The 18,140-nt window shown below is 67.1% G+C and carries 13 protein-coding genes; 4 read left to right on the top strand and 9 right to left on the bottom strand.

What is annotated here, in order from left to right; genetic code table 11:
• Window positions 1–87 precede the first annotated feature (87 nt).
• From groL to ASE63_RS13610, 6 genes are all read right to left on the bottom strand, one after another.
• A complete protein-coding gene (groL, locus tag ASE63_RS13585) occupies window positions 88–1,710 on the bottom strand; it encodes a chaperonin GroEL (RefSeq protein WP_056801868.1) in 1,623 nt (540 codons plus the stop codon).
• 120 nt (window positions 1,711–1,830) lie between these two features.
• Window positions 1,831–2,193, bottom strand: a complete 363-nt coding sequence (locus ASE63_RS13590) for a cytochrome C oxidase subunit IV family protein (RefSeq protein ID WP_056801874.1) — start codon at window positions 2,191–2,193, stop codon at window positions 1,831–1,833.
• Between the two features lie 11 nt (window positions 2,194–2,204).
• Window positions 2,205–2,927, bottom strand: a complete 723-nt coding sequence (locus tag ASE63_RS13595) for a heme-copper oxidase subunit III family protein (RefSeq protein WP_056801876.1) — start codon at window positions 2,925–2,927, stop codon at window positions 2,205–2,207.
• A 21-nt stretch (window positions 2,928–2,948) separates the two neighbouring features.
• Window positions 2,949–3,671 (bottom strand): cytochrome c oxidase subunit 3, encoded by a 723-nt coding sequence (locus tag ASE63_RS13600; protein ID WP_056801878.1) that lies wholly within the window; start codon window positions 3,669–3,671, stop codon window positions 2,949–2,951.
• 12 nt (window positions 3,672–3,683) lie between these two features.
• On the bottom strand, window positions 3,684–5,444 hold the full coding sequence (locus ASE63_RS13605; RefSeq protein WP_056801880.1) for a cbb3-type cytochrome c oxidase subunit I: 1,761 nt from the start codon (window positions 5,442–5,444) through the stop codon (window positions 3,684–3,686).
• Between the two features lie 52 nt (window positions 5,445–5,496).
• Window positions 5,497–6,324: a cytochrome c oxidase subunit II gene (locus ASE63_RS13610; protein WP_056801882.1), complete on the bottom strand. Its 828-nt coding sequence runs from the start codon at window positions 6,322–6,324 to the stop codon at window positions 5,497–5,499.
• Between the two features lie 588 nt (window positions 6,325–6,912).
• Here ASE63_RS13610 and ASE63_RS13615 point away from each other — a divergent pair.
• Window positions 6,913–8,436: a serine hydrolase domain-containing protein gene (locus ASE63_RS13615; RefSeq protein ID WP_056801885.1), complete on the top strand. Its 1,524-nt coding sequence runs from the start codon at window positions 6,913–6,915 to the stop codon at window positions 8,434–8,436.
• Window positions 8,433–10,016, top strand: coding sequence for an ABC transporter substrate-binding protein (locus ASE63_RS13620; protein ID WP_056801887.1), 1,584 nt, complete (start codon window positions 8,433–8,435; stop codon window positions 10,014–10,016). The genes ASE63_RS13615 and ASE63_RS13620 overlap by 4 nt, the downstream gene beginning before the upstream one ends.
• Window positions 10,017–10,062: 46 nt before the next feature.
• On the opposite strand, the gene ASE63_RS13625 is transcribed toward ASE63_RS13620, so the two are convergent.
• From ASE63_RS13625 to ASE63_RS13635, 3 genes are all read right to left on the bottom strand, one after another.
• Window positions 10,063–13,200 carry a multidrug efflux RND transporter permease subunit gene (locus ASE63_RS13625; protein WP_056801888.1) on the bottom strand — a complete coding sequence of 1,046 codons (3,138 nt, stop codon included), beginning with the start codon at window positions 13,198–13,200 and terminating at the stop codon, window positions 10,063–10,065.
• Between the two features lie 5 nt (window positions 13,201–13,205).
• Entirely contained in the window at window positions 13,206–14,315 is a 1,110-nt protein-coding gene (locus tag ASE63_RS13630) for an efflux RND transporter periplasmic adaptor subunit (RefSeq protein ID WP_056801890.1), read from the bottom strand.
• Between the two features lie 215 nt (window positions 14,316–14,530).
• Window positions 14,531–15,304 carry a Crp/Fnr family transcriptional regulator gene (locus ASE63_RS13635; RefSeq protein WP_244491403.1) on the bottom strand — a complete coding sequence of 258 codons (774 nt, stop codon included), beginning with the start codon at window positions 15,302–15,304 and terminating at the stop codon, window positions 14,531–14,533.
• 156 nt (window positions 15,305–15,460) lie between these two features.
• Between ASE63_RS13635 and ASE63_RS13640 the strand changes: the two genes are divergently transcribed.
• Entirely contained in the window at window positions 15,461–16,927 is a 1,467-nt protein-coding gene (locus ASE63_RS13640) for a globin-coupled sensor protein (protein WP_056801896.1), read from the top strand.
• A 111-nt stretch (window positions 16,928–17,038) separates the two neighbouring features.
• Window positions 17,039–18,040: a D-cysteine desulfhydrase family protein gene (locus ASE63_RS13645; RefSeq protein ID WP_056801898.1), complete on the top strand. Its 1,002-nt coding sequence runs from the start codon at window positions 17,039–17,041 to the stop codon at window positions 18,038–18,040.
• Window positions 18,041–18,140: the final 100 nt, after the last annotated feature.

The following is an 18,140-nucleotide window of genomic DNA, read 5'->3' on the forward strand; positions in this document are numbered from 1 at the left end:
AGGAAACACAGCGTCATTCCGGACAAGCGGCGAAAGCCGCACAGATTCGGGATGACGCCGTGGCTCCAAGCGAACGGGCCGATGCCCTCAGAAATCCATGCCACCCGGCGCTGCCGGCGGTGCTTCCTGCTTCGGCAAATCCGCGACCAGCGCCTCGGTGGTGATCAGCAGCGCGGCGATGGAGGCGGCGTCCTCGAGTGCGGTGCGCACGACCTTGGCCGGGTCGATCACGCCGTTCGCCACCAGATCCTGATACTGCCCCGTCGCGGAGTTGTAGCCCCAGCTGTAGTCGTTCTTCTCGATCAGCTTGCCCACGATCACCGCGCCGTCGTCGCCGGCGTTCTCGATGATCTGCCGGGCCGGGGCCTGCAGGGCGTGGCGCACGATCTCGACCCCGGTGCGCTGGTCGGCATTGGCGGGCTTGACGGCGGCCAGCGCCTTCAGCGCCCTCAGTAGCGGCACGCCGCCGCCCGGCAGAATGCCCTCTTCCACCGCGGCGCGGGTGGCATGCATGGCATCGTCGACGCGGTCCTTCTTCTCCTTGACCTCGACCTCGGTCGCACCGCCGACGCGGATCACCGCGACCCCGCCGGAGAGCTTGGCGAGGCGCTCCTGGAGCTTCTCGCGATCGTAATCCGAGGTGTTGTCCTCGACCTGCGCCTTGATCTGCGCGACGCGGGCCTCGATGTCCTTCTTCCTGCCGGCGCCGTCGATGATCGTCGTGCTTTCCTTCTCGACCACCACACGCTTGGCACGGCCGAGCATCGGCAGCGTGACGGTCTCGAGCTTGATGCCGAGATCCTCGGAAATGGCGGTGCCGCCGGTGAGGATGGCGATGTCCTCGAGCATGGCCTTGCGGCGGTCGCCGAAGCCCGGCGCCTTGACGGCCACGACCTTCAGGCCGCCGCGGAGCTTGTTGACGACGAGCGTGGCCAGGGCCTCGCCCTCGACATCCTCGGCGATGATGAGCAGCGCCTTGCCGGATTGCACGACGGCCTCGAGCAGCGGCAGCATCGCCTGCAACGCGGAGAGCTTCTTCTCGTGGATCAGGACGTAGCAGTCCTGCGCCTCCACACGCAGCTTGTCGGGATCGGTCATGAAATAGGGCGAAAGATAGCCGCGGTCGAACTGCATGCCTTCGACGACGTCGAGTTCGGTCTCGGCGGTTCGGGCCTCCTCGACGGTGATGACGCCCTCATTGCCGACCTTGCGCATCGCGGCGGCTATCATCCGGCCGATCTCGGCGTCGCCATTGGCCGAGATGGTGGCGATCTGGGCGATCTCGCTGTTGGCCGTGACCTTCTTGGCGTTCTTCCTGAAATCGGCCACGGCCGCCTCGACCGCGAGGTCGATGCCGCGCTTCAAATCCATCGGGTTCATGCCGGCGGCGACCGCCTTGACCCCTTCCCGAACGATGGCATGGGCGAGCACCGTCGCGGTCGTGGTGCCGTCGCCAGCGGCGTCATGCTGCTTCGAGGCGACTTCGCGCACCAGCTGCGCGCCCATGTTCTCGAACTTGTCGGCGAGCTCGATCTCCCTGGCGACAGCGACGCCGTCCTTGGTGATGCGCGGCGCACCGAAGCTCTTCTCGATCACGACATTCCGGCCTTTCGGGCCGAGCGTGACCTTCACGGCATTGGCGAGGACTTCGACGCCGCGCAGCACCTTGTCGCGGGCCTCCGACGAGAACTTCAGTTCCTTGGCAGGCATTGGCCGGGCCCTCCCCTGACGATGGCGACGGTCGAGGAACGGGCGACGGCCGGGCGATCGTCTCGCGCGCCCGGCGCCTCCCGCTCGCCTCGCCGCGAACCTGCTGCACGCCTCGTCCCGTCATGAGCCGGCCGAGAAGAAGGTCAGCCGGGAGAGGAGCGTGTAGTCCGACTCGAAGATCATGATCCCCACGAAGACCAGGAGAAGCGTCGGCGGCAGCAGGATCGCGTAGCTGAACGCCAGGCGTTCCCAGGCCATGTGCATGAAGACGGCGATGATCAGGCCAGCCTTGAGCGCCATGAAGATCAGGATCAGCGACCAGCGCAGCAGGCCCGCGAGCTGGAAGTAATCCACCATGTAGGAGCAGAAGCTGAGGATGAACAGCCAGACCCAGACCACGAGATAGAGCCTGATCGGATGGTGTTGCTGCACCTCGACCTGAGGCGCGGGCTGGATTTCGGCGTGGATCGTGGCTTGCGACATGGCGGCCCCTCTCACCAGAGATAGAACAGCGCGAAGATGAAGACCCAGACGAGGTCGACGAAGTGCCAGTACAGGCCGGTGATCTCGACAATCTCGTAATGGCCCTTGCGGCTGGTGAAGAAGCCGCGCCGACCCTGATCGAAATCGCCACGCCAGACCTTGCGGGCGATGATGAAGAGGAAGATCACGCCGATCGTGACATGGGTGCCGTGGAAGCCGGTGATCATGAAGAAGCTCGCGCCGAACTGGTCCGCGCCCCAGGGATTGCCCCAGGGACGCACCCCTTCCGAGATCAGCTTGGTCCATTCGAAGGCTTGCATGCCGACGAAGGCCGCGCCGAGCAGGGCAGTCACCAGCATCAGGATCGCCGTCTTGCGGCGGTCGCGGCGGTAGCCGAAATTGACCGCCATCGCCATCGTGCCGCTGCTGCTGATCAGGACGAAGGTCATGATGGCGATCAGGATCAGCGGGAGATGGTGGCCGGCGATCTCCAGCGCGAAGACCTCGCTCGGATTGGGCCAGGGCACGGTCGTCGACATCCGCACCGTCATGTAGGAGATCAGGAAGGTCGCGAAGACGAAGGTGTCGCTGAGCAGGAAGACCCACATCATGGCCTTCCCCCAGGAGACGTGTTTGAAGGCCTGCCGGTCGGACGACCAGTCCTGGACGATGCCGGGCAGGCCGGACGAGGCGGCAGCCTCGCTATGCGCAGTCGACGGCAGAACCTCGTTCATCGCTTGCAACCTCGCTCAAGGCTAAGTCACCAACCCTCGACAGATCTCGATCAGCTCATCCGCCCAGCGCATCAGCAGGCTGAAAAGCACGAGCCACACCAACAGCAGGAAGTGCCAGTAGGTGGCGCAGAGCTCGACGCCGAGACGTAAAGCGCCGACGGCCTGCGGTGCGCTGCCCATCGGGATCGCGCAAGCCCTCGCCGTGATCCGCCAGAGCGCGACCAGCCCGCCCAGCATGTGCAGGCCATGGATCGCGGTGACCAGGCCAAAGAAGGCGCCGGCCGGGTTCGAGGCGGCGAAATAGCCCGCCTCGGCCAGCTCGCGCCAGGCCAGCAGCTGGCCGGCGAGAAAGGCCAGCGCCGACACGCCCGCTGCGAGCAGGCCGGAGCGGATGCCGTCGAGCTCGCCGCGGCGCGCGGCTATGACGGTCGTGTGCAGCGCCACGCTGCTCAGCGCCAGCAGGCCGGTGCTGAACCAGAGCACGACCGGCATCGGCAGCGGGCGCCAATCGGTCATGCCCATGCGCATGACATAGGCGCTGACCAGCAGCGCGAAGAGCGAGCCGGCGACGACGAGGAAGGCGGCGAGGCCGAGCCTGGCGGTGGGGCGCGGCAATGGCGCCGTCCAGCCGGCATCGGCAGGGATGCCGACCTCGAGCCAAGGCTTGCTTGCAATGCCCTGGCGCAGCAGCCACCAGCCGGCGAAGCCTGCCAGCACGACCATGAAGCTGAGGATGACGACCATCGCCGCGCCTCCTCAAGCCAGCCGCGGATCAGGCGGCTGGTTCTGCGGCAGGAAGTCCTGCGCGGCGCCCGGCACGCTGTAGTCATAGGCCCAGCGATAGACCACCGGCAGCTCCTTGCCCCAATTGCCATGGGCGGGCGGCGTCTGCGGCGTCTGCCATTCGAGCGTGGTCGCGCGCCAGGGATTGCCGCCGGCGGGGCGGCCGCGCCTCAGGCTCCAGATCAGGTTGAACAGGAAGACGAGCTGCGCCGCGCCGACGATCAGCGCGACCACCGTGATGAAGATGTTGAGATCGACCGTCGAAGGCGGGACGAAGGCCATCTCGCCCATCTCGTGATAGCGCCGGGGCACGCCCATCAGCCCGATATAGTGCATCGGGAAGAAGATGGCGTAGGCGCCGAGGAAGGTGATCCAGAAATGCAGCTTGCCGAGCGTGTCGTCGAGCATGCGCCCGGTGATCTTCGGATACCAATGGTAGATCGCGCCGAAGATCACGAGGATCGGCGCGACGCCCATGACCATGTGGAAATGCGCGACGACGAACATCGTGTCGGAAAGCGGCACGTCGACCACGACATTGCCGAGGAACAGCCCTGTCAGTCCGCCATTGACGAAGGTGACGATGAAGGCGAGCGCGAACAGCATCGGCAGGGTTAGGTGGATATCGCCGCGCCAGAGCGTCAGCACCCAGTTATAGACCTTGATCGCGGTCGGGATTGCGATGATCAGCGTCGTGGTGGCGAAGAAGAAGCCGAAGGCCGGATGCATGCCGCTGACATACATGTGGTGCGCCCAGACGACGAAGCTCAGCGCCCCGATCCCGACCAGCGCCCAGACCATCATCCGGTATCCGAAGATGTTCTTGCGGGCATGGGTGCTGATCAGATCGGAGACGATGCCGAAGGCCGGCAGGGCGACGATGTAGACCTCCGGATGGCCGAAGAACCAGAACAGATGCTGGAACAGGATCGGGCTGCCGCCCTTGTAGGCCAGCCGCTCGCCCATCGCGACGATCGAGGGCATGAAGAAGCTGGTGCCGATCAGCCGGTCGAGCAGCATCATCACGGCGCCGACGAACAGCGCCGGGAAGGCCAGCAGCGCCATCACGGTCGCGGTGAAGATGCCCCAGATCGTCAACGGCATCCGCATCAGCGTCATGCCCTTGCAGCGGCCTTGCAGCACGGTCACGACATAGTTCAGCCCGCCCATGGTGAAGCCGATGATGAAGAGCATCAGCGAGACCAGCATGATGATGATGCCGGATTGCTGGCCGGGCGTGTTGGCGAGGATCGCCTGAGGCGGATAGAGCGTCCAGCCGGCCCCGGTCGGCCCGCCGGCGACGAAGAAGCCGCCGACCAGCACCAGCACGGCCAGGAAATAGATCCAGAAGCTCAGCATGTTGACGTAAGGAAACACCATATCGCGCGCGCCGAGCATCAGCGGGATCAGGTAGTTGCCGAAGCCGCCGAGGAAGAGCGCGGTCAGCAGGTAGATCACCATGATCATGCCGTGCATGGTGATGAGCTGATAGTAGAAATTCGCGTCGATGAAGGTGAGGAATCCGGGAAAGGCGAGCTGCATCCGCATCAGCCAGGACAGCACCAGCGCGACCAGCCCGATGGCGAGCGCCGTCATCGAATACTGGATGGCGATGACCTTGGCGTCCTGCGAGAAGACGTAGCGCGTGATCCAGCTCTTCGGGTGATAGAGCTCGACATCGTCGTGATCCGGCATGGGAACCGGACCGGCAACGCCATGGGTCACATCGGCCATCAGGACACCCTTCCGCTCGTCGCCGGCCCGTTGTCGGACCCTCCCCCGGTCGCTAATCCCTCACGTCGTTCCTCGCCTGCGCCCGAGATGGCGCCTGCAGCTGGGCAAAAGTCTTCTGTTGCTGCAGCCAGGCCTGGTAGCCGCTCTCCGGCTCGACCACGACGCCGCCGCGCATGAAGGCGTGGCCGATGCTGCAGAGCTCGGCGCAGAGCGCGTCGAAGGTTCCGGTGCGGGTCGGGGTCAGCCAGTAATAGGTGACGACGCCCGGGATCATGTCCATCTTGGCGCGGAATTCCGGCACGTAGAAATTGTGCAGGACGTCGAGCGAGCGCAGCAGCATCTTGACCGGCTTGCCGAGCGGGAGATGCAGCTGGTCGCCCTGGATGATGACGTCATCTTGCCCATGCGGATCGTTCGGGGCGAGGCCCAGCGGATTCTCCGGCGTGACATGAGCGACGTCGGTCGCCCCGAGCCGGCCATCGGCGCCGGGCAGGCGGTAGCTCCACTGCCATTGCTGACCGACGATCTCGACGGTGGCGGCGTCAGTGGGGACCGTGACGAAGCGGTGCCAGACAACGAGGCCGGGAGCGAGCATCGCTGCGACGCCGATGCCGGTGCCGATCGCGAGCCACCATTCGAGGCGCTTGTTCTCGGGCTCATAGGCGGCCCGATTGCCCTCGCGATGGCGGAAGCGCAGCACGCAATAGGCCATGAACAGCACGACCGCGGCGAAGACCACGCCAGTGATCCAGAAGGTAATGATCAGCGTGTCGTCGATATAGCCCCAGTTGGACGCGATCGGCGTCCACCACCACGGGCTCACGAAGTGGAACACCACCGAGCCTACGACGATCAGAGCCAGTGCGATCGCGATAGCCATCCTCTGTCATCCCGTGCTGGGCAGCGATGAGCAGGCAGGGATCGTCACAGCGCCGGGGCGGCGCCGCGGCGCTAGGCCAAGGCACTCCTACAAGGCTTGGGCGTGATCAAAACAGCGGGCCGGAGTCGGATCCGGCCATGGCAAGGATGAGATTTGACGAAAGGAAAAGCGGCACATGACGGCCGTGGGGCGCATGCTCGGCGGAGCGCCCCCGCAGGTCTGGAACGTTGCCTTCTCCTAGCCATCGCGAACCTCTGGTTTCGCTGGACGACCACATCAGGCGCAACGCAGGCATAGCCGCTGCATGATCTTCAGGAAATGCAGCGATAGTCGCCGATAGTTTTCGTCCCGCTCGCCACGGTTGTCAAATGAGGGTGGCAGCTCGCATCCCCGTCGATGCGAGGCGCGCAAGCGATGAAGCAATCCAAGAGCGGCAGTGCTCTACGCTTTGCTGGATTGCCTGCCTTGCGCTCCCGATGACGAAGCCCGGCGCGGGATGGGCCTGTGCCCGACGCATGGCGAGGCGGTTGCGCGGCCGGCGGCTTTTCCTCGACACTACGGCATCTGGATAAGGGGCGGAGCGCCGGCATGTTCAACTGGTCGCTGGCCCGAGAAGAGGCCCTCGCCATCGCGCAGGGCTGGACGGATGAGGGCGGGCCCGGCGGGGCCATCGTCCTGTTCGATCGCGAAGGCATCCGCGAGGCGCAGGGCGGCGGCTACGCCTCGATCGAGCATGTGCTGCCTTTCACGCCGGATACGCAGAACCGCTTCGCATCGATCAGCAAGCATGTCCTCGCGGTCGCCCTGCTCCAGGCCGGGATCGACCTCGACACGCCACTCGGCACGCTCCTGGCCGCGCTGCCGGAACCGCTGGCGCAGGTGCCGCTCGGCCGGGCGCTCGACATGACGGCTGCGCTGCCCGACATGATGGAGGTGCTCTGGCAGCAGGGCGTCCCGTTCACGGCAAGCCTCAGCGCCGCGGATATCCTCTCGGTCCTGCGGCGCCTGCCGGGGTTGAACGGCGTCCCCGGCGCGGAGATGGCCTATTCGAATACGGGCTGGCGGCTGGCGCAGACGATCGTCGAGCAGCATGCCGGCTCCAACTATGCCGAGGTCGTCGCCGGGCTGGTCGCTCCGTTCGACCTGCCGATCCGTTTCGTCTCCGACGAGACCGAGATCGTGCCCGGGCTGGCGACCGGCTATTGGCGCGACGGCACAGGCTGGCGGCGGGGCCGCTACGGCGTCAATTTCTCGGCCTCGGGCGGCATGGCCGGCAGCGCCACCGCTCTGGCGCTCTGGTCCTCGGCGCTGATGGCCGGTCGCGGAACGCTTGCCGGAATGCTGGAGCGCCTCACCGCGCCACGGCACTTCAACGATGGCGGCGAAAACCCCTATCGGCTCGGACTCGTGGCGAGCGCTCTCGGCAAGGTCGCCCTCGTCGGCCATGGCGGTTCGCTGCCCGGCTATCGCAACCACATGCTGATGGCGCCCGAACTCGGCGTCGGCGTGGTCGTGATGAGCAATCGCGAGGAGGAGGCGCTGTGGCCGGCGCTGCGCGTGCTGGCGGCGCTCGCAGGCGAGGCGATGCCGGCCGCAGCGCGCGACGTGCCGACCGGCCTGTTCGCCGCCGAGACCGGCCCGTTCTGGGCTGAGGTCGCGGCGGATTCGATCAGCTATATGGGCGGTTTCGAGCGGCTCGTCGCGGATGGCACGAGGGGCCTGCGCAGCCTGCCGGCCTATCTCGACATCAGGCTGAAGCCCTCCGGGCCCGACATCCTCGAAGGGCGGATCGGCGGCGCGGCTCGCCGGCTGCTGCGCGTGCCCCCGACGCCGCTCGATCCAGAACTCACCGGCGCATGGCGCGAGCGCAGCACCGGAGCGGCGCTCGCGATCAATGCGGACGGCACGGCGCTGATGCCCTGGCTCGCCGGTACCGGCGTCGAGAGCCGGCTTACGCCCCTGCCCGGCGGCCGGGCGCTGGCGGACCTCAATCACGGCCCCTGGCGGCACAGGCCTTGCCTGTGGCTGCAGCCCGACGGAAGCTTGCGCCTCGCCAGCCACCGCGCGCGCATCATGCATTTCGACCGCGTTCACGAAGGAGCGTTCTCATGATCATTCGTCGCCTGATCGGGCTGGCCTGCGGCGTCGGCGCCCTCGCGCTCGCAGCGGGAGCGCTGGCCCAGCCGGCCCCGCAGAAGGTGCTCAAGGTCGCGCCGCATGCCGATCTGAAGACGCTCGACCCGGTCGCGGCCTCGATCGTGATCACACGCATGCACGGGCTGATGATCTATGAGAGCCTGTTCGCCTGGGATGCGAAGCTCCAGCCGCAGCCGCAGATGGTCGAGAGCTTCTCGACCTCGCCGGACAAACTGGCCTGGACCTTCACGCTGCGGCCGGGGCTGAAGTTCCACGATGGCCAGCCGGTCACGACCCGCGACGTCATCGCCTCGCTGAAGCGCTGGATGGCGCGCGACACGATCGGCGGCAAGCTCGGCGAATACACCGACCGGATGGAGGCGACCGGCGACCGCAGCTTCGTGCTGCACCTCAAGCGGCCGATGGCGCTGGTGCCCTTCGCGCTCGGCTCGGCGGTCGGCCAGATCCCCGTGATCATGCGCGAGAGCGACGCTTCCAGCGATCCGATGAAGCCGATCACCGAGACGATTGGCAGCGGCCCCTTTCGCTTCAACCGCGCCGACTGGCGCAGCGGCGCCAAGGTCGTCTACGACCGCAACCCCGATTACGTGCCGCGCCAGGAGCCGCCGGACGGTCTCGCGGGTGGGCGCGTCGTCAAGGTCGACCGCGTGGAATGGCTGATCATGCCCGATGCCGCGACGGCGGCGGCAGCGCTCCAGACCGGCGAGATCGACATATGGGAGCAGCCGAGCCAGGACCTGATCCCGGTGATCTCGACCAGCAAGGAGGTCAAGGTCGAGCGCTTCTCGAACCTGCAGAACCAGGTGATGCTGCGCCCGAACAGCCTGCATCCGCCCTTCAACAACCCGAAGGCCCGCCTCGCCCTCGCCTATGCCACCGACCAGGCCGATTTCCTCGCCGCCGGCTATGGCGACGAGGAATGGTGGAAGCGCTGCACCTCCTATTTCGTCTGCGGCGGTCCGAACGGCACCGAAGTCGGCATGGAGGCCTTTGCCAAGCCCGACCTCCAGACCGCGCGAAAACTCCTGGCCGAGAGCGGCTACAAGGGCGAGCGGCTGGTGCTGAGCACCAGCAACGACATCGCCCCGATCGGCCGCATGGCCGAGGTCGCGGCGGCATCGCTAAGGAAGGTCGGCTTCAACATCGACCTGCAGGTCGCCGACTGGGGCACGGTCACCACCCGCCAGCAGAACCGCGGCACGATCGACCAGGGCGGCTGGAACCTCTTCGTCACCACCGCCTCGGGCGCGACGATGCAGTCTCCCCTGACCAATATCGGCACCAACATGGCCTGCGAGCGGGCCTGGTCCGGCTGGCCCTGCGACGCGGAAGCCGAGAAGCTGCGCGGCGCGGTGGTCGACGCGCCGGACGAGGCCAGCCGCAAGCTCGCCCTCGAAGTGCTGCACAAGCGGCTCGCCGAGATGCAGCCTTACCGGGTGCTCGGCCAGTTCGACCAGCCCTATGCGCGCCGGGCCAACGTCTCGGGCGTCCTCGCCGCGCCGGTGATGCTGTTCTGGAACATCGAGAAGAAGTAGCCCGGCAGAGCGGGGCGCGCGTCGGTTCGACGCCGCCCCGCGGGCTTCACGGCGCCTCGGTCTGCTTCGGCCGCGCCGATGGCCGCAGGCGCTCGCGCAGCGACTGGAAGACGACGTAGAGCGCGGGAATCACGAAGATCCCGATGAAGGCCGCCGCCAGCATGCCGCCGAAGACCGGCGTGCCGACATTGCGCCGGGCGAGCTTCGAGGGTCCCTCGGCGATCACCAGCGGCAGCAGCCCGAGGATGAAGGCGAACGAGGTCATCATCACCGGCCGGAAACGCATCCGCGCGCCCTCGGTCGCGGCGTGCAGCAGCGGGTGGCCTTTCTCGCGCAACTCCTTGGCGAACTCGACGATCAGGATGCCGTTCTTGGCCGCCAGCCCGATCAGCACGACGATGCCGATCTGGGCGTAGAGATCCAGCGTGAGCCCGGCGAGGACGATGGCGACGAAGGAACCGAGGATGCCGACCGCCACCGAGAGCAGCACCGGCACGGGGATAGTCCAACTCTCGTAGAGCGCGACGAGGAAGAGATAGGCGAAGAGCAGGGCGAAGGCGAGGATGAGCCCGGTCTGCCCCTCGGCCCGCTTCTCCTGGAAGGAGATGTCGGTCCATTCGCCGCGATAGCCCGACGGCAACGTCTTGGCCGAGACGGCCTCCATGGCGGCCAGCGCCTGGCCGGAGGAGACGCCCGGCGCCGGCGAGCCCTGCACCGTCGCCGCCAGGCGGTTGTTGTAGCGGATCAGCGCCTGCGGGCCGACCACGACCCGCGCCTCGACGAAGGAGCGCAGCGGGATCATGTCCCCGGCGCGGCTGCGGACATGGATGCGGTAGATGTCGTCGATCGAGGCGCGGTCGGTGCTCTCGGCCTGGACCTGGACCTGCCAGGTGCGGCCGAACAGGTTCATGTCGTTGACGTAGTAGCCGCCGAGCGAGGCCTGCAGCGCCTGGAAGACGCTCGACAGGTCGACGCCGAGGATCTGGACCTTGTCGCGATCGATGTCGAGATAGATCGAGGGCGTCGAATCCGAGAAGGTCGAGAAGACGCGCCGCAATTGCGGGTCCTGGTTGGCGGCGATGACGAGGCCGCGCAGGGTGCGGCCCAGCGCCTTCGGGTCCGAGCCGGTCATGTCCATCACGACATGGGTGAAGCCGCCGCCGCTGCCGAGGCCGATGATCGGCGGCGGGGCGATCGGCACGGCATTGCCCTCGCGCACGGCGCGGAATTTCTGCGCCAGCCTCGCGATGATGGCGGGCGCCGCATCCTCGGGCCTGGTGCGCTCGTCGAAAGGCTTCAGCGAGATCAGGAAGAAGCCGGAATTCGGCTGGGAGTAGTTGTCGATGAAGTTCAGCCCGACGACCGTCGAGTAGTCGGCGATGGCGGGCTCGGTCTTCAGGATGTCCTCGACCTGGCTCATCATCGCCGAGGTCCGCCCGACCGAGGCGCCGTCCGGCAGCTGGGCGACGACGAAAAAGGCGCCCTGGTCGTCCTCGGGCAGGAACCCGGTCGGCGTGATCCGGCCCATGAAGTAGATGCCGGCGCCGAAGGCCGCTGTCAGTGCCAGGCTGACGAAAGCGACGCGCACCAGCCTCGCCACGGCATTGCCGTAGCGATCGCGCGTCCAGTCGATGCCGCGCATGACGTGGCGGATCGGACCGCGTCGCGGACCTTGATGCGGCTTCAGCAGCACGGCGCAGAGCGCCGGCGAGAGGGTCAGCGCGTTGATCGCCGAGAGCACCATCGCCACCGCGACCGTGACGGCGAACTGCCGGAACAGCTCGCCCGAGATGCCGGGGATGAAGGCGACCGGCACGAAGACCGAGAGCAGGACAAGCGTGATCGCGACGATCGGCGCGACGATCTCGCCCATCGCCTTCTTGGTCGCCTCGGCCGGGGTGAGTTCTGGATGCTCCTCCATCACGCGCTCGACATTCTCGATCACCACGATCGCGTCGTCGACGACGATGCCGATGGCAAGGACGACCGCGAGCAGCGAGACGGTGTTGGCGGAATAGCCGATGGCGTTGAGAACGATGAAGGCACCGACCAGGCTGACAGGCACAGCGACGGTCGGGATCAGCGTGGCGCGGAAGTTGCCGAGGAAGAGATAGACGACGAGCACGACGAGGATGAAGGCCTCGATCAGCGTCTTCTGGACCTCGTGGATCGTGGCGGAGACGAAGGCCGTCGGATCGTAGGTGACCTTCCAGGCGAGGCCCTCGGGGAAGGCCTTCGCGAGGTCTCCGACCGTCTTCTTGACCGCATCGAGCGCGGCGATCGCGTTGGCGCCCGGCGACTGATAGATGCCGATCAGCACGGCGGGCCCGCCGTTCAGCCGCGTGGCGCGGTCGAGGTTGGCGGCGCCGAGTTCGAGGCGCGCGACGTCGGAAAGCCGCAGGATCGAACCGTCCGGGTTGGTGCGCAGCACGATCTTGCCGAATTCCTCCGGCGTGCTCAGCCTGCCCTTGGTCTGGATGTTGAGCTGCAGCTGCTGGTCGTCGGAGATCGGGCGCGCGCCGATGCGCCCGACCGCCGCCTGGGCGTTCTGGGCCTGGATCGCGGTGATGATGTCGTTGGTCGTGAGGTTCAGGCCGGTCAGCTGGTCGGTGCGGATCCAGGCCCGCATCGCATAATCCTGCGCGCCGAACAGCGCCGCATCGCCGACGCCCGGCGTCGAGCGGATCGCATCGAGCAGGTTGATCGTGACGTAGTTCGAGACGAAGAGCTGGTCATAGGCGCCGGTCGGGGCATGAACCGCGATCACGCCGAGTAGCGCGGAGGACTTCTTCTTGACCGTGACGCCCTGGCGCTGCACCTCCTGGGGCAACTTCGACAGCGCGATCTGCACGCGGTTGTTGACGTTGACGCTGTTGATGTCGGGATTGGTGCCGAGCTCGAACGAGACCAGCAGCGAATAGCTGCCGTCATTGCCGCTGACGCTCTTCATGTAGATCATCTTGTCGGTGCCGACGATCTGCGCCTCGATCGGCTGCGCCACCGTCTGCTCGACCACCGCCGCCGAGGCGCCGGGATAGGACGTCGTCACCGAGACCTGCGGCGGCACGATGTCGGGATATTGCGCGACGGGAATCGCGAAGAGCGAGAGCAGCCCCGCGATCGTGGTGACGAGCGCGATGACGATGGCCAGCCGCGGCCGGTCGACGAAGACGGAGCTGATCATGAGGCTCAGCTCCGGCCGGCGGGAGGCGTCACGGGCGAGGCCAGCACCGGCGTGCCCGGCCTGAGGTTCTGGAGGCCCTCGACGACGATCTGCTCGTTTCCGGCGAGGCCCTGGTCGATGACGGCATCGGCGCCGAGCTCGCTGCCGAGCTTGACGCGCTTGACCACGGCCTTGCCGTCCTCGACGGCGAAGACATAGGCGCCCTGCTGATCGGCGATCAGGGCCGCCTGCGGGATCACGACCTTCTCCTGGCTCTGCTCGCTCTGGACGAGGACGCGCACGAGCGCGCCGTCGATGAGCTTGCCGGCCGGGTTGGGAAGCGTGGCGCGGACCAGCACCGTATCGGTGGCCCGCTCGACCGAGACGTCGACGAAATCGATGCGCCCCTTCTGGTCATAGGTCGAGCCGTCCGCGAATTTGAGGCTGACCAGCGGAGCCTGGGCGCCCACCGGCACGGCGCCGGCCTTGATCGTCAGGAACTCGCGCTGGCTGACCGGGAAGGTGACATACATCGGGTCGCTGCTGACGATCTGCGCCAGCACGCCGCTGTCGGGACCGACGACATTGCCCCTGGTAACCTTGGTGCGGCCGATCCGGCCGGTGATCGGCGACACGATCTCGGTGTAACCAAGATTGATCTGCGCGGTCTTCAGATTGGCCTCGGCGGTGGTCTTGTCGCCCTCCGCCCCCTTCTCGTCGGCGACGCGCTGGTCGCGCACCGCGACCGAGCCGGCGCTGGTCTTGAGCAGTTCCTCGGCACGCTCGCGCTGTACCGTCGCGTTCTGCAGGGCTCCCTGGGCGCGTTCGAGCGCGCCTTGCGCCTGCTCGACCGCAGCCTCGAACGGCGCCCGCTCGATGCGGAAGAGCGGCACGCCTTCCTTGACGTCCTCACCGTCGCGGAACAGCACCTGCTCGAGATAGCCGGTGACGCGTGCCCGGATCTCGACGCGATTGACGGCCTCGACGCGCCCGACGAAATCGGCGGTTCGCTCGATGGCGCGCTTTTCGGCCAGAACGGTGCCGACCGGCACCGCGGCCGGCGCCTGCTGCTGCGCGAGCGCGGTGCCGCCCGCGAAAGCCGTCACCGAGGCCAGCATCGCAAGGCCGGACATCATGAGGCGTAGTCTTGGCAGGCGCAGTCTTGGCCCGCTCGCCGGGCGAGAACACAAAAGCACGATAGGCCCCCTTGCACCTCTCGCGGCCGCCGGCGCGGCACGCAGCCAATTCCGCAACGTAGCGCCGGCCGATACTGTGCGCTTTCCGGCGATAGCGCCAGCGGAATTGCACTTCGTGCAAGAAGAAGGACCACGACCTTGCGGCAGCCTGGAAATCACGAGTCGTCCGGTATCGCCCGGGGCATTAGGGGCAGTTCCTCGACGAAGCGGGCGAGTGGCTGCGAATTCTTTTCGAAGGTCCGGCTGATCCGGCCGTAGCAGGCGCAGGCGCGCCCCTCCATGACGCTGCGATCGCGCACCGTCAGGTCTCCGCGCGAATAGGAGATCGCGCCGTCCTCCATCAGCCGGGAGCAGACCATGTTGACCGTTGCCCGCCGCAGGCCGAGCGCCTGGGAGAGCGCCGCCTGGGTGAGCTTGAACACGTTCTCGACGACCCGGTCATCCGCATGCAGGAGCCAGCGACAGATCCGCTCCTCGGCGCTGTGCAGGCTGTTGCAGGCCACCGATTCGAGCAGCTGGATGATCAGGCACTTGGCGTAACGGAGCATCGCGTGCCGCACGCAGGGAAAGCGTGCGATGGCCTCGTCGAGATCCGCGATCGACAACCAGGACGCATAGCCGGGGACCACGACGCTGGACTGGCTGATCGCCTCCCCGCCTCCCATCATCAGCGCGATGCCGACGAAGCCCTCATAGCCGATCGAGGCCTTCTCGACGCCGCGGCCGTCGCGCAGGTCGGCATTCATCGAAACCACGCCTTCATGCGGGAAGATCGCATGGGTGAAGGGCGCGTTGTCCTCATAGAGGATCTGCCCCTGCGACAGCCGTCGCGTCACCAGCCGCGGATGGAGATAGTCCCGCGCCTCCGGCCGCAACGACAGCAGGACGCGATTGCGGATCTCGAAATCGCCCTTCAACCGATGCTCCAAGCGGCTCTCCCCGATGGGGTCACTTCATCACATGTTCGGGGCGCATTAGCCCTCTGTTAACCGCAGCGAATGCACGTTACGGTACGTAATGAGTACGTTTCCGTACATATGCACGCGCCGCCTTCGGCGCTGATTCCGTCGCAAGGGCCGTCCTCCATGAGTCTATTCGGCTCCAATGATTTTGGAAGCCCGCAGCCCCATGCGCCTTTAGATGGGTCCTCCGTTCCGGCGCGCAGCGAGGTCGTCGGGGGCCTCGTCTGCCCCTGCAGCCGGAATGAAGGCGAGAAGCCCGAGGATATTGCCGAGCGGCTGCATTTTGCCGGGATCGACGACGGCGTCCGCGCGCTGTTGCGGGAGTTCGGGCCCGCGGTCGCCACCAGGCTGCCCGCCATCCTCGACGAGCTCTACGAGCATATCCTGACCTTTCCCGCCGTGGCCCGGCTGTTCCCGAGCCCCGCCATCGTCGCGCGAGCGCGGCAGATGCAGATCGCCCATTGGGCCCTCATCACGACGGGAGCCTTCGACGACAGCTATGTCCGCTCGGTCCGGCGCGTCGGCGAGGTTCATTGCCGGCTCGGCCTGGAGCCACGCTGGTATATCGGAGGCTACAACTTCATCGTGGCGCGCCTGATCACGGTCGCGACCCGGGACAGGAAGCTCCGGCACCTGGCCAACCCGCACCGGCAGAGGCAGGTCGCGGCGGCGTTCAGCCAGGCGGCGATGCTCGACATGGACCTCGCCCTTTCGGTCTATCTCGAGGCGGCGCGCCGGAACCGGTGCGAGACGCTGGAGGGGCTAGCGGCGAATTTCGAGAGGGCGGTGGCGAGCGTCGTCCGTTCGCTCACCGGCGCCGCGAACGACCTGCATTCGCTTGCCCTGTCGCTTGCCGATTCCTCCAGCGAAACCATGCACCGGGCCGATGCGGCCCTGACCCGCTCGCTGGATGCGACCGCGAACATCGAGGCGGTCGCGTCCGCCACCGACCAGCTGACGGAATCCCTGACAGGAGTGAGCGAGCGCATCGCCTCGTCCTCCAGAATCTCGACGCGAGCGGTCAAGGAGGCGCAGCACATCAACGAGCAGGTCAGCGAACTGACGCAGTCGGTCGACCGGATCGGCGGCATCGTCGACGTGATCCGCGAGATCGCCGGTGGGACCAAGCTCCTGGCCCTCAATGCGACCATCGAGGCGGCGCGCGCCGGCCAGACCAGTCGCGGCTTCTCCGTGGTCGCCAGCGAGATCAAGACCTTGGCCGTCCAGACGGCGGAGGCGACCGCCGAGATCGATTCCCAGATCGGGGCGATCCGCGAAGCGACCCGCAATGTCGCCGCCGCCGTCGGCGGCATCCGCCAGACGATCGCGGACATGAACGACATCGCCTCGCTCATCACGGCAGCGGTCGACCAGCAGGCCGAGGCGACCCGCAAGACCGCCTGCAAGCTGCAGCAGGCGTGGCTGGGCTCGGCCGAGGTGGCCAACAACGTCATGGGCGTCACCCGGCAGGCGTCGGAATCGAGCGGGGCCTCCGCTGCGGCCCTGTCGGCGACCACCGAACTCGCGCGCCAGGCGCAGAGCCTCACCGTCGATGTAGAACAGTTCCTGGAGACGGTCGGCGCGGCCTGAACGACCAGCGGCTTGAGCGGAACGACCATGCGTCGGCTCGCTGCGTGCGGCCCTTCCGGCCGCATCCCGTCACGGATACAGCTGGAACGCATTCGCCGGGAGCCTGATGGAATGAAGCCACGCGACACGATCTCACTCGCCAGCCTGCCGACGCCGTTCGAGCCGCTGCCGCGCCTGTCCCAGGCCCTCGGCCGGGACGGCCGGGTACCCTCGATCTGGATCAAGCGCGACGATTGCACGGGCTTCGCCGGCGGCGGCAACAAGGTGCGCAAGCTCGAATATCTGGTTGCGGACGCGTTGAGGGAAGGCGCCGATGTCCTGGTGACGATGGGTGCGCTGCAATCCAACCATGCCCGCCAGACCGCAGCCGCCGCCGCGCGAAGCGGGCTCGGCTGCGTCCTGCTGCTGGCCGACACGGTCGCGGCACGAGCCGATTCCTATCGCAGCAACGGCAACATGCTGCTCGACCGGATCTTTGGCGCGGAGCTTCGCCTGCTCGCGCCGGGGGCCGACGCCATGGCCGCGGCGGAGGAGATTCTGGCGCAGTTGGTCGCGCAGGGCCGGCGGCCCTATTTCATTCCGGTCGGCGGCTCGAACGCGCTCGGCAGCCTCGCCTATCGCGATGCCCTGGCGGAGCTTGCGGCGCAGGCCGGCGTGCTCGACCTGAAGGTCGAGCATATCGTGCTGCCGACGGGCAGCGGCGGAACCCATGCCGGCATCCTCGCTGGTGTCTCTCAGCTCGGCCTGCCCTGCCGCGTCCATGGCATCAGCGTCTCGCGCTCGCGGGAGCAGGCGAGCGAGATCGTGTCCGGGCTGGTTCGGGAGATCTTCGCCATCGAAGGCCGTGACGGCAGCGAGGCGATCGAGCCGCAGATCGACGAGGCGCAGATCGGGCCCGGCTATGGCCAGCCCACCGCGGCCATGGTCGAGGCCGTCGAGCTGACCGCACGCAGCGAAGGCATTCTTCTCGACCCGGTCTATACCGGCAAGGCCATGGCCGGCCTGATGGCGCTGGTCAGGTCCGGGGCCATCGCTCCGGAGGAAACGATCGTGTTCTGGCACACCGGCGGTGCGCCGGGCCTCTTCGCCTATCCCGAGGTGTTCAATCGCTGAGCCACCACGTCAGGCTCCAAGGCATGCCGGTTCCGTGAGAAGTCGGCTTGCTCTAGAAGCTGAGCGTTTCCAGCGATCCGACCCGCACATGACGAGGACC

The organism is Allobosea sp. Root381 (assembly GCF_001429395.1).
Classification (GTDB): domain Bacteria; phylum Pseudomonadota; class Alphaproteobacteria; order Rhizobiales; family Beijerinckiaceae; genus Allobosea.

Coding starts and splice junctions, on each gene's coding strand:
- groL (WP_056801868.1), bottom strand. CDS start 1,710: ATGCCTGCCAAGGAACTGAAGTTCTCGTCGGAGGCCCGCGACAAGGTG.
- ASE63_RS13615 (WP_056801885.1), top strand. CDS start 6,913: ATGTTCAACTGGTCGCTGGCCCGAGAAGAGGCCCTCGCCATCGCGCAG.
- ASE63_RS13595 (WP_056801876.1), bottom strand. CDS start 2,927: ATGAACGAGGTTCTGCCGTCGACTGCGCATAGCGAGGCTGCCGCCTCG.
- ASE63_RS13645 (WP_056801898.1), top strand. CDS start 17,039: ATGAAGCCACGCGACACGATCTCACTCGCCAGCCTGCCGACGCCGTTC.
- ASE63_RS13600 (WP_056801878.1), bottom strand. CDS start 3,671: ATGGTCGTCATCCTCAGCTTCATGGTCGTGCTGGCAGGCTTCGCCGGC.
- ASE63_RS13590 (WP_056801874.1), bottom strand. CDS start 2,193: ATGTCGCAAGCCACGATCCACGCCGAAATCCAGCCCGCGCCTCAGGTC.
- ASE63_RS13630 (WP_056801890.1), bottom strand. CDS start 14,315: ATGATGTCCGGCCTTGCGATGCTGGCCTCGGTGACGGCTTTCGCGGGC.
- ASE63_RS13605 (WP_056801880.1), bottom strand. CDS start 5,444: ATGGCCGATGTGACCCATGGCGTTGCCGGTCCGGTTCCCATGCCGGAT.
- ASE63_RS13620 (WP_056801887.1), top strand. CDS start 8,433: ATGATCATTCGTCGCCTGATCGGGCTGGCCTGCGGCGTCGGCGCCCTC.
- ASE63_RS13610 (WP_056801882.1), bottom strand. CDS start 6,324: ATGGCTATCGCGATCGCACTGGCTCTGATCGTCGTAGGCTCGGTGGTG.
- ASE63_RS13625 (WP_056801888.1), bottom strand. CDS start 13,200: ATGATCAGCTCCGTCTTCGTCGACCGGCCGCGGCTGGCCATCGTCATC.
- ASE63_RS13640 (WP_056801896.1), top strand. CDS start 15,461: ATGAGTCTATTCGGCTCCAATGATTTTGGAAGCCCGCAGCCCCATGCG.